General features: G+C 48.0%; 13 protein-coding genes. 12 read left to right on the forward strand and 1 reads right to left on the reverse strand.

The features are described from left to right. The 11 genes from WBV75_RS02360 to WBV75_RS02410 all read left to right on the forward strand — a co-directional run. Positions 1-87, forward strand: an 87-nt coding sequence (locus WBV75_RS02360; protein WP_424119065.1) for a hypothetical protein, incomplete at its 5' end; no start/stop codon positions are given. Positions 88-104: 17 nt separating this feature from the next. Further along, entirely contained in the window at positions 105-1,406 is a 1,302-nt protein-coding gene (gene hisD / locus WBV75_RS02365) for a histidinol dehydrogenase (RefSeq protein ID WP_424119053.1), read from the forward strand. Between the two features lie 3 nt (positions 1,407-1,409). Beyond that, positions 1,410-2,462: a histidinol-phosphate transaminase gene (gene hisC, locus WBV75_RS02370; protein WP_424119054.1), complete on the forward strand. Its 1,053-nt coding sequence runs from the start codon at positions 1,410-1,412 to the stop codon at positions 2,460-2,462. A 7-nt stretch (positions 2,463-2,469) separates the two neighbouring features. Then, positions 2,470-3,609 (forward strand): bifunctional histidinol-phosphatase/imidazoleglycerol-phosphate dehydratase HisB, encoded by a 1,140-nt coding sequence (gene hisB / locus WBV75_RS02375; protein WP_424119055.1) that lies wholly within the window; start codon positions 2,470-2,472, stop codon positions 3,607-3,609. An 8-nt stretch (positions 3,610-3,617) separates the two neighbouring features. Continuing rightward, positions 3,618-4,199: an imidazole glycerol phosphate synthase subunit HisH gene (hisH, locus tag WBV75_RS02380; protein ID WP_424119056.1), complete on the forward strand. Its 582-nt coding sequence runs from the start codon at positions 3,618-3,620 to the stop codon at positions 4,197-4,199. A 6-nt stretch (positions 4,200-4,205) separates the two neighbouring features. Beyond that, positions 4,206-4,991 carry a HisA/HisF-related TIM barrel protein gene (locus tag WBV75_RS02385; protein ID WP_424119057.1) on the forward strand — a complete coding sequence of 262 codons (786 nt, stop codon included), beginning with the start codon at positions 4,206-4,208 and terminating at the stop codon, positions 4,989-4,991. Next, on the forward strand, positions 4,979-5,497 hold the full coding sequence (locus WBV75_RS02390; protein ID WP_424119058.1) for a DinB family protein: 519 nt from the start codon (positions 4,979-4,981) through the stop codon (positions 5,495-5,497). The genes WBV75_RS02385 and WBV75_RS02390 overlap by 13 nt, the downstream gene beginning before the upstream one ends. A gap of 3 nt (positions 5,498-5,500) precedes the next feature. Next, on the forward strand, positions 5,501-6,256 hold the full coding sequence (gene hisF, locus WBV75_RS02395; RefSeq protein ID WP_424119059.1) for an imidazole glycerol phosphate synthase subunit HisF: 756 nt from the start codon (positions 5,501-5,503) through the stop codon (positions 6,254-6,256). Positions 6,257-6,268: 12 nt separating this feature from the next. Further along, positions 6,269-6,883, forward strand: coding sequence for a bifunctional phosphoribosyl-AMP cyclohydrolase/phosphoribosyl-ATP diphosphatase HisIE (gene hisIE, locus WBV75_RS02400; RefSeq protein ID WP_424119060.1), 615 nt, complete (start codon positions 6,269-6,271; stop codon positions 6,881-6,883). A 52-nt stretch (positions 6,884-6,935) separates the two neighbouring features. Then, positions 6,936-8,078, forward strand: a complete 1,143-nt coding sequence (locus WBV75_RS02405; RefSeq protein ID WP_424119061.1) for a vWA domain-containing protein — start codon at positions 6,936-6,938, stop codon at positions 8,076-8,078. Between the two features lie 14 nt (positions 8,079-8,092). Beyond that, entirely contained in the window at positions 8,093-9,571 is a 1,479-nt protein-coding gene (locus WBV75_RS02410; protein ID WP_424119062.1) for an AAA family ATPase, read from the forward strand. 68 nt (positions 9,572-9,639) lie between these two features. Here WBV75_RS02410 and WBV75_RS02415 read toward each other — a convergent pair whose 3' ends face one another. Then, the gene (locus tag WBV75_RS02415) at positions 9,640-10,140 is read right to left on the reverse strand and encodes a hypothetical protein (RefSeq protein WP_424119063.1); all 501 of its coding nucleotides are present in this window, start codon (positions 10,138-10,140) and stop codon (positions 9,640-9,642) included. A gap of 171 nt (positions 10,141-10,311) precedes the next feature. Here WBV75_RS02415 and WBV75_RS02420 point away from each other — a divergent pair. Beyond that, a partial coding sequence (locus WBV75_RS02420; protein ID WP_424119064.1) for a tRNA pseudouridine synthase A occupies positions 10,312-11,026 on the forward strand: 715 nt, incomplete at its 3' end.

Consider the following 11,026-nt stretch of genomic DNA (forward strand, 5'->3'; position numbering starts at 1 on the left):
GATCGGTTCTGGGAGGTTCTGGACCAGCTTAAACGAGAGGGGGCCGAAGGGATTCTGGTTTGCCCCATAGAAAAAATGATCGTCTGAATTTAAAAGTAGAAAATATGCAATGGGTACAACTGCCCGATAGAAGTTCATGGGAGGATTTACTGAAACGTCCCTCAAAGGACTCAAAGTCCCTGGAGGGTTTGGTAGACGAAGTTTTTAAGGCGGTTTCCGCTGACGGGGATCGGGCCATAAAGAAGTACACTCATAATTTTGATGGGGTGGCCCTCGATGACCTTTTGGTGGGTTCAGCGGAATTAGAGCTTGCATCCGGGGCCCTTTCAGATGCTTTGAAAGAAGCTATCGAACTGGCCTATAAGAATATTTACGCCTTCCATGCCGCCCAGAAGACTTCACCCATCCATGTTCGCACTGCGGAGGGTGTTGATTGCTGGATGGAAAATCGCGCTATTTCCCGGGTGGGGCTCTACATCCCCGGGGGGAGTGCCCCCTTGTTTTCAACAGTCCTGATGCTGGCCATTCCGGCAAAGATTGCAGGATGCTCAGAAATTGTTCTCTGCTCCCCTCCGGATAAAAACGGGAATTTGCACCCTGCGATACTTTATGCAGCCGCTCGTTGTGGGGTGTCGCAAATCTGCAAGGTTGGAGGGATACAGGCCATTGCTGCAATGACCTACGGAACGGAAAGCGTTTCAAAAACCTATAAGATATTTGGCCCCGGGAACCAATACGTTACGGCTGCAAAGCAATGGGCCAGTCGTTTGGGGGTAGCCATTGATATGCCCGCCGGCCCGAGCGAATTATTGGTGGTAGCCGATGATTCGGCCGTGCCTGAGTTTATTGCATCGGATTTGCTGAGCCAGGCGGAGCACGGGGCGGACAGTCAGGTAATACTCGTAACAGATACACCCGAAATTCAGGAAGCCATAGAAAGTGCCCTGACCGCTCAGATTGCGGAGTTGCCCAGGAAGCAGATTGCACGGGATGCCCTTGCGAATAGTCGGGGGATAGTTCTGGAGAACCCGGAAAGCCTCGCCGAGCTGGTGAATACCTATGCCCCGGAGCACCTTATAATTGCGCACAAAAAGGAGGAATACTTGCTGGAACACATACAGAATGCCGGTTCTGTCTTCCTTGGAAATTATACCCCCGAGAGTGCGGGGGATTACGCCTCTGGTACGAATCACACCCTGCCCACCAACGGCTACGCCAGGCAGTATTCCGGTGTGAATCTCAGCAGTTATTCTAAAAGTATTACATATCAGCGTATCATGCCGGAGGGTTTGCAGACTATAGGTCCTGCAGTTGAAACCATGGCCAGGGCCGAAGGGCTTGAAGCTCATGCCAATGCCGTAACCCTGCGCCTGAAAGCCCTGAAAAAGAATACAACTGAAAAATAAGGCATGGGAAAGGAAGGTTTTATCGAAGCACTTGTCCGGCCTACGGTTCGGGTACTTACCCCGTATTCCTCAGCCCGTGATGAATATGACGGACAGGGAAATGCAATGATTTTCCTGGACGCCAACGAGAACCCGTTTGACAATGGGGTGAATCGCTATCCGGATCCGCACCAGAAGTCGCTGAAAAAGCAAATCGCCGGATTAAGGGGTGTTTCTACAGAGCAGATCTTATTGGGAAATGGAAGCGATGAAGTTCTTGACCTGCTTTTCAGGGTGTTTTGCGAACCTCATTCCGATGCCGTCATTACCCTGCCCCCAACCTATGGGATGTACGCTGTACTGGCGGGTATCAATGCCGTTAAAAACATAGAGATTCCCCTGACCCCGGATTTTCAACCAGACGTGGATCAGATTCTTAAGAAGGCGGGTGCGCATACCAAAATTATTTTTCTTTGCTCTCCGAATAACCCGACCGGCAATAGTCTGCGGCCCGAAGAGGTACTTTCAATTCTAAAAGGGTTTCCGGGTTTGGTTGTTATTGATGAGGCATATATCGACTTTTCAGAATCTGGGGGTTTCGTCCCCCTGTTGGAAACCCATCACAACCTGGTGGTAACCCAGACCCTTTCCAAGGCTTTTGGCATGGCGGGAATTCGGTTGGGTATTTGTTTTGCCAACCCTGAAATTATCGCTTTTCTCAAAAGGGTAAAACCTCCGTATAATGTGAATGAACTGACCCAGAAACGCGCATTTAAGGCTTTGTCAGACCTCGACAAAGTATCACATGAAATAGAGAAACTCAAAGCCAGCCGGGCCGAATTGCAGAAAGGGTTACTGAACATTCCTTTTGTAAAGGAAGTTTTTCCGACAGACGCGAATTTTATCCTGGCCCGCGTGGATGATGCGCGGCTTCGCTATCGCCAACTCCTCGACAAAGGGAATGTTGTTCGGGACCGCTCTACGCAGCTGGGCTGTGCGAATACCCTTAGATTTACAGTGGGTACGCCAGAGGAGAACGCCACTTTAATCAATACTCTAAACATACTCGACACCTAAAGGTAGCATGGAAAAGAAACGCGTATTATTTATCGACCGTGATGGAACCCTGATCCTGGAACCTGAGGATGAACAAATTGATGCCTTTGAAAAGCTGCAGTTTTATCCTGAAGTATTTACCTATCTCGGACGTATCGCCAAAGGCCTGGATTATGAGCTGGTTATGATCACCAATCAGGATGGCCTGGGTACTCCTTCCTTTCCGGAAGATACGTTTTGGCCCGTTCACAACTTTATAATGCGCACTTTTGAGGCAGAAGGCATTGCATTCCGGGAGGTACTTATCGACCGGACTTTTCCACGAGACAAGGCCCCTACACGAAAACCGGGCACCGGGTTACTTACCGCTTACTTTGGTCCCGAATACGACCTGGAGCACAGTTTTGTTATCGGCGATCGCCTGACGGATGTGGAACTCGCACAAAACCTGGGTGCTAAAAGCATATTCATCAACAACCAGCAAGGTCTCGGCAGCGAAGAAGTGAAAGCCACTGCTGCACAACTCGAAACAACTATTGCATGGGAGGGGGATTCCTGGAGCGGGATATACGACTTTTTGGTGCAGGGCTCCCGTAAAGCCGAAATTTCTAGGAGAACGGCCGAGACCGATATTGAGATAAAACTCAATTTGGACGGAACTGGAAAAAGTGATATCAAGACCGGGCTGGCTTTCTTTGATCATATGCTGGACCAATTGGCCCGCCATGGACAACTGGACCTCTTTATAAAAGTAAATGGGGACCTTCATGTGGATGAACACCATACTATTGAAGATACGGCGATTGCTCTCGGAGAAGCAGTTGCCGGGGCCCTGGGAGATAAGATGGGAATTGAACGCTATGGGTATTGCCTTCCTATGGACGATTGCCTGGCTCAGGTAGCCCTTGATTTTGGGGGACGACCATGGCTGGTTTGGGAAGCTGATTTTAAGCGGGAAAAAGTTGGTGATATGCCCACTGAGATGTTTATGCACTTTTTTAAGTCATTTTCAGATAGTTCGCGTTCGAACCTGAATATCCAGGCAGAAGGGACCAATGAACACCATAAAATTGAAGCTGTATTTAAGGCCTTTGCCAAGGCTATTAAAATGGCAGTACTCAGGAATCCGGATAAGCGTATTCTCCCGTCCACAAAAGGTCTGCTTTAATTTTGGGTATGGATTTAGTCATCGTAAATTATGGAGCCGGGAATATCCAGAGTATCCGATTTGCATTTAAGCGATTGGGTTACGATCTGGAGCTCAGTGCCGACCCGGATCGCATTAGAAAGGCGGATAAGGTAATTTTTCCCGGGGTTGGGGAAGCTTCCAGCGCCATGCGCAAATTAGAGCAATCCGGACTGGACCGGGTGATACCGGAATTAAACCAACCTGTCCTGGGAATCTGTTTGGGGATGCAGTTGATGTGTGAGCGCACTGAAGAAGGAGATACGAAGGGACTTGGAATTTTTAAGACTAAAGTGATCCGTTTTCCTGAGGCATTGAAAGTACCCCAGATTGGGTGGAATGGAATTCACGAATTGAAATCGCCCCTTTTTGAAGATATTCCTGAAAACGAGTACATCTATCTGGTGCACAGTTTTTATGCTCCCTTATGTGATCAGACCATTGCAGTGAGTGATTACGGAGGGCCCTACAGTGCGGCCCTTGAAAATGATAATTTTTTTGGGGTACAGTTTCACCCCGAAAAAAGTGGCAAACCCGGGGCGCACATCCTGAGTAATTTCTTAAAAATCTGAAACAGTATGCGGATTATTCCGGCCATAGACCTGATTGACGGTAAATGTGTACGTCTGACCAAAGGAGACTACACTACGAAAAAAATATATAGCGAGGATCCGCTGGAAATGGCGCGTACTTTTGAAGCCTCCGGGTTCCGCCACTTACATCTGGTGGATTTGGATGGAGCGCGTTCTGCCCACATCGTGAACCACAAAGTGCTTGAGCGCATTGCAGGGAATACCCGTTTGAGTGTGGATTTCGGGGGAGGAATAAAATCGGATGAAGATGTCCGAATCGCTTTTGATTCAGGGGCTGCCCAGATTACCGGAGGGAGTATTGCCGCTGCGGAACCCGAAAGGTTTCTGGGATGGCTTGAGGCCTATGGCCCTGAACGTATAATATTGGGGGCAGATGTTCGGGAGGGTTTTATCTCTGTATCCGGATGGCAGGAAGCTACTTCAAAAGAGCTGGTTCCCTTTGTAAAGGGATATCAGAAAAAGGGGGTTCGGTATGTCGTATGTACGGACATCAGCAAGGACGGTATGTTGATGGGTCCTGCCTTTGAGCTCTACAGGGATCTCCTTAAAAAAACAGCAATCCTCGAGACACGGATCGGTATGAGTGGGGTAGAAGACATTGAAAAACCAGGCATAGCCCTTATCGCCAGCGGTGGGGTCAGTAGCCTGGAAGACCTGCGCAGGCTCAAAAAGTTGGGGTGCGAGGGGGCCATCATTGGGAAAGCCCTGTATGAAGGACAACTGAAACTCGAGGCATTACAGGCTTTAATTGAGGGAGAATGGAAGAACTAAGTCAAATGTTTGGAGATGATTTCCGGGAACAGGCCGTTTTGCGTATCTCTGAATCTTTGGAGAAAATTCAGGGGTGTCTTAGCCAACTGGACGAGGAGTCCTTCTGGTATGAGCCGAACAAAAATTCGAATAGTGCGGCTATCTTGTTGCGTCATCTTCAGGGAAATATTGGGCAATATATTATAAGTGGCCTGGGCGGAGTAGAAGATCAAAGGGATCGCGAAGCAGAATTTACAGGAAAGGATACCCGTCAGCGCAGGGAAGTAGAGGCTGATTTTTTTAAAGTCGCTCAAAAAGCCAGCAGAGTCATACAGACCCTGCCGGACGCCGCCCTGGCACACAAAAAACGAGTGCAGGGATTTGAACTCTCGGGTCTGGGGATCATCCTGCATGTCGTCGAACATTTGAGTTACCATACGGGGCAACTCGCGTACCTGACGAAGCAATTAGGCGATGTAGATCTCGGATTTTACAGGGGCTGCGACCTGAATCAAAAAAATGAATAGGACATGCTGACAAAACGTATCATACCCTGCCTGGATATCAAGGATGGACGTACCGTCAAAGGCATTAATTTCGTCGATCTGCGCGATGCAGGAGATCCGGTGGCGCTCGCTGAAAGCTATGCCCAACAAGGGGCCGATGAGTTGGTCTTCCTCGATATTTCGGCTACTGAAGAAAATCGTAAAACTCTTGCCGATCTCGTATGGCGGGTGGCAGAGCGGATTGATATCCCCTTTACCGTTGGAGGGGGGATCAGTTCGGTGGAAGATGTGGATATCCTGTTGCACAACGGGGCAGACAAAGTATCTGTAAATTCAGCTGCTGTAAGGGATCCGGAGCTTATTGATCGTTTGGCTGCAAAATTTGGCTCCCAGTGTATTGTGGTTGCCCTGGATGCCCGCCGGCTTCAAAACGAATGGCGCATCCACCTGATGGGCGGAAAGGTTCCGACAGAGGTCGGGCTTTTCTCCTGGGCCCGGGAAGCAGCTGATCGTGGGGCAGGAGAACTGCTCTTCACCAGTATGGAGCACGACGGAACTAAAGGAGGCTTTGCCAATACGGCATTGAGGGAATTGTCAGAAATGGTCAATATTCCCATCATCGCTTCAGGGGGTGCCGGAAACATGGCGCATTTCGAAGAGACTTTTTCCAAGGGAAAGGCTGATGCAGCCCTGGCCGCCAGTGTATTTCACTTCGGTGAGATCCCCATACCGGAATTAAAATTGTACTTAAAAAGCAAGAACATTCCCGTTCGTATATAATGTAAATGGCACATGGAAGCAATTGATTTTACCAAAGGAAATGGTTTGATTCCCGCAATTATTCAGGATTCATTTACCCACAAGGTACTCATGCTGGGTTATATGGACAAGGAGGCTCTGGAAAAGACAAAATCCACAGGCCTGGTAACCTTTTACAGCCGGTCTAAAAAGCGACTATGGACCAAAGGCGAAGAAAGCGGCAATGTCCTGAGGCTTGAAGAAATCCACCTGGATTGCGATGCGGATACCCTTTTGATACGTGTTCGCCCTGCTGGGCCGGTTTGTCATAAGGGCACAGATACCTGCTGGGGTGAGGCCAATGAGGGCCTTGGTTTTTTAAACCGGCTGGACGCTGTAATTAAGGCCCGAAAATCCGAATGGGAGTCGGGATCGGGCCAGAAGAGCTATGTGGCTTCCCTATTTGAAAAGGGGATAAATAAAATGGCACAAAAAGTGGGAGAAGAAGCAGTGGAGACGGTTATTGAAGCCATGGATGACCAGGACGATCTCTTTCTCAACGAGAGTGCAGATTTGCTATTTCACCTGATGGTTTTAGTTCAGGCCAAAGGTTTCTCCCTTGCAGATGTGGTTTCCATGCTGGAGACTCGCCATGAGCCCAGTCGTTAAGGTTTCTTAATTTTTGGATCACCTGACGCAAAAGTTGTATTTTTAACTTGCTATGAACAGAAGACAAGGCTTCAGGTTCACTTCCTATAAGGCAGCTGAACAATCTCCTTTTGAAAAGCTTTTTGACATTTTCCAGGAACTTATCACACATACTTCCGGAGATGTGGAAGAGGCCCTGGACTGGTTGAGGGAACTCGATAAGGAATACGAACTCACCGATGATGACTATACCATTGATGATTTTATCGAGGATCTCAAAGCGAAGGGTTACCTGAGGGAGGAAGTGGAATTCGGCCCGGGCGAACCTGGGGAAGGGGGAACAGGAGATCCGTCATTTTCGATGACGGCCAAACTGGAACGCATGCTTCGCAGGCGGGCCCTGGACCAGATTTTCGGCAAACTTAAAAGAAGGGGAAGCGGCAACCACCGGACAGGTAAGACCGGACAGGGGGACGAGCATACGGGGGATTTTCGCTCCTACCGCTTTGGCGATCGCCTCGAGCAAATTTCCATGACGGAAAGCCTGAGAAATGCCCAGGTCAACCACGGTATGGATGATTTCAGGCTGGAGGAAAACGATCTGGTCGTAGAAGACACCCATCACAAAGCACAAATGAGTACCGTACTGATGATTGACATCAGCCACAGTATGATTCTGTATGGAGAAGATCGGATTACGCCCGCCAAAAAGGTTGCGATGGCCCTCACAGAGCTTATCACAACCCGATACCCGAAAGACACTCTGGACATACTGGTTTTTGGAAACGATGCCTGGCCCATTTCCGTGGCAGAACTACCGTACCTAAAGGTAGGTCCTTATCATACCAATACAGTAGCGGGCTTACAACTCGCCATGGATTTGCTCAGGCGCAAAAGGAATACCAACAAACAGATTTTTATGATTACGGACGGGAAGCCGTCCTGCCTGAGAATGCCCGATGGGACGTATTATAAGAACAGTGTGGGATTGGACGATTATATCGTGGAGAAATGCTACAATATGGCGAGTCAGGCGAGGAAGTTACATATCCCCATCACGACATTTATGATTGCCCAGGATCCGTATTTGATGCAATTCGTACGCCATTTTACGGAAGCGAATAAAGGCAAAGCTTTTTTCACCGGCCTGAAGGGACTGGGCGAAATGATTTTTGAAGATTACGAGCAGAACCGAAAAAAACGATTAAGGGGTTAAACAGTAAATACTCTATGAACCACGAAAAAGGAAAAAAACCTGAAATTAAGACGTTCGGTGACCTGAAAAAATCAGGTTATCAAACCCGGCCTATTCGCGATGAACTTCGCGAAAACCTGATTCTCCGAATGAAAGCAGATACACCTTCATTTCAAGGGGTATGGGGCTATGAGAACTCGGTAATACCTCAATTGGAGCAGGCTATCCTCTCCCGTCACCATATCAATCTACTCGGTCTGAGGGGACAGGCAAAAACCCGACTCGCGCGCTTGATGGTCGAACTGTTGGATGAATGGATTCCCGAAGTTGCAGGCAGTGAAATTCACGATGATCCCTATGCACCCATATCCCGTTATGCCCTTGAAACCCTGCGCGAAAAAGGCGATGATACAGAAATTGCCTGGGTTCACCGCTCAGAACGCTTTTATGAAAAATTGGCCACCCCGGATGTAACGGTAGCCGACCTTATTGGGGATGTCGATCCGATCAAGGCAGCAAACCTCAAGTTGTCTTATGCCGACGACCGGGTGATCCATTTCGGGATGATTCCTCGTGCCAATCGCTGTATTTTTGTAATCAATGAACTCCCGGATTTACAATCTCGTATACAAGTGGCCCTCTTCAACATTCTGGAGGAGGGTGACGTTCAGATTCGCGGATTTAAAGTTCGCCTGCCTTTGGATGTCCAATTTGTATTTACAGCAAATCCTGAGGACTACACCAACAGGGGGAGTATTGTGACCCCCTTGAAAGACCGGATCGGATCGCAGATCCTTACCCATTATCCACAGGACCTGGAAACGGCCCGGCGCATTACGGCCCAGGAAGCCGCCCGGGTACCCGCCCAGGAAAAGGGGATACAGATCCCGGAGCTCGCAAGGGATTTGTTGGAACAAATATCTTTTGAAGCCCGTAAAAGTGAGTACGTGGATCGAAAGAGCGGCGTAAGTGCGCGCATGAGTATTACGGCTTTTGAGAATTTGCTGAGCACTGCTGAGCGCCGTATGCTTAAAACAGGAGAAAAAAACACCGTAATCAGGCTCAGTGATTTTATGGGGGTCCTCCCTGCAATTACCGGAAAAATTGAACTGGTCTACGAAGGAGAACAGGAAGGTGCGGACAATGTAGCTCAAATCCTTGTAGAAGAAGCCGTTAAAACAGTGTTCGCAACTCATTTCCCGGAAATAAAGAAATTGGAGCACAAAGATGCCGAGACCCCTTATGATGCCCTGATTGCCTGGTTCTTTGAATCAGAAGGTATTGATCTTATGGACGACCTATCGGATGCCCATTACCGGGAAGTTCTCCAAAGCATTAAGCCACTTACGGCCCTTATCAGTAAGTATATGCCCGATCTCGAAGAGCAGTCACGACCTTTTGCAGAGGAAATGGTGCTCTGGGGACTTGAAGGTTTTGAAAAACTGAGCAAAAGCCGAATTTCAGAGGGTTTTAGGTTCCGGGATTTATACGGCAGCTACATCAGCGGTCTCTAGGCGGTGGTAAATCAAAAAAGCCCCGGTGGAGACCGGGGCTTTTTCTTGCCACAACACAAGAATACCGGCTATTGCCAGGAATTCATATTTTGATCGATCTGTTCGAATTCATACGGACCGATAAGGGTTTTTCTTTGATAAAAACTAAAAATTGTAAATCCCACCAGGAGTAATTGGAGGGTCAGGATTAGCAGGCCTATTGGCATGAATGTCTCGGGTATGAGGTAAGATTGATACTGTTCTATACTCAACAGGATATACAGGGTGTCCAGACCCTTAAAAATGTAAATTAACAGGACGGCATACATACCGTATTCGATATTGCGCATTACAGGATCCGGGTATTCTTCCTCCCGTATTTTAAAATTCATGACATATAAGAAAACAAAGTGTAAAATACTGACCAGTGGAAAGATGTAGTTGTCAATTTTCAGGAAATAAAAGCGATTGCTGTATAATCCATAAAAACTAAAAACGATTAAAACGGCCAGCAGGGTAAAACTGGCAAAGTAGCAGAACTTCCAGAAGGAAACGCGTTTTTGGACTTGAATATCTTTGGTTACATTCACTGGGTATCCGGGGTTTGTTTGGTATAAAAAACGCCAGTACTTCAGGTATATTTCAGGGAATTCGATGAACGGTAAGCGATGTTGTCAATTGTGTCCTGAGTGTTGTGAAACAGTCCAGATGCTGCTTTAGTCAGCAGTGGAAAGTATCTTTGTAAGGGTAACCCTAATAAAATGACTGAAATACCAAAGCACTATTATTTGCTGCGCCTGAGTTTCCTGGGCTTTCGGTTTCAGGGATGGCAACAACAGGCGGAGACTAAGTCTATAGAAGGGATGTTGTTAAAGACTATGAAATTCGTGCTTCCTGGCAGATCCGTTAAGTTATTGGGCGCGGGAAGGACGGACGCCCGGGTTTCAGCTTTAGACTTTGCATGCCAGCTCATATTAAGTGGAGTACCCCTGGCGGATCTCGACGCTTTTCGGGATGAAACAAACAGGAATCTTCCCCCGGACCTTAAGCTGAAAACTGTAACATCGGTTTCTAAAGACTTCAATGCAATTCGTGACAGTAAGTCCAAAACCTATAGATACTATTTCAGTTTCGGAACTAAACCACATCCTTTTTGCGCCCCTTTTCTGGGCTATTTTTCGGGATCACTCGATATCGAGCGGATGAAAAAGGCGGCTTCAGTATTCGAGGGAACACATAATTTTCAGAGCTTTATCGTTCAACCCGGTCCATCTTCACGCCTGGAGCGGACCATAACCCGATGCGAGTTGTACAGGAATGAGGAGCTATCTGCCAGTTTTTTTCCAGAAAAAACGTATTGCCTGGATGTAACTGGCCCCGGTTTTGGCCGCAACCAGGTGCGTTTAATGGTGGCGGCCCTGGTGGCTATAGGGAGGGGTGAATATGATCAGGAGTCACTGAAGAAGGCCCTCTTAA

The organism is Robiginitalea sp., from assembly GCF_049588695.1.
In the GTDB taxonomy this organism is placed as follows: domain Bacteria; phylum Bacteroidota; class Bacteroidia; order Flavobacteriales; family Flavobacteriaceae; genus Robiginitalea.

Bases quoted from the DNA above. Each gene is read 5' to 3' on its own strand.
- hisD (WP_424119053.1), top strand. From the start codon at position 105: ATGCAATGGGTACAACTGCCCGATAGAAGTTCATGGGAGGATTTACTG.
- hisC (WP_424119054.1), top strand. From the start codon at position 1,410: ATGGGAAAGGAAGGTTTTATCGAAGCACTTGTCCGGCCTACGGTTCGG.
- hisB (WP_424119055.1), top strand. From the start codon at position 2,470: ATGGAAAAGAAACGCGTATTATTTATCGACCGTGATGGAACCCTGATC.
- hisH (WP_424119056.1), top strand. From the start codon at position 3,618: ATGGATTTAGTCATCGTAAATTATGGAGCCGGGAATATCCAGAGTATC.
- WBV75_RS02385 (WP_424119057.1), top strand. From the start codon at position 4,206: ATGCGGATTATTCCGGCCATAGACCTGATTGACGGTAAATGTGTACGT.
- WBV75_RS02390 (WP_424119058.1), top strand. From the start codon at position 4,979: ATGGAAGAACTAAGTCAAATGTTTGGAGATGATTTCCGGGAACAGGCC.
- hisF (WP_424119059.1), top strand. From the start codon at position 5,501: ATGCTGACAAAACGTATCATACCCTGCCTGGATATCAAGGATGGACGT.
- hisIE (WP_424119060.1), top strand. From the start codon at position 6,269: ATGGAAGCAATTGATTTTACCAAAGGAAATGGTTTGATTCCCGCAATT.
- WBV75_RS02405 (WP_424119061.1), top strand. From the start codon at position 6,936: ATGAACAGAAGACAAGGCTTCAGGTTCACTTCCTATAAGGCAGCTGAA.
- WBV75_RS02410 (WP_424119062.1), top strand. From the start codon at position 8,093: ATGAACCACGAAAAAGGAAAAAAACCTGAAATTAAGACGTTCGGTGAC.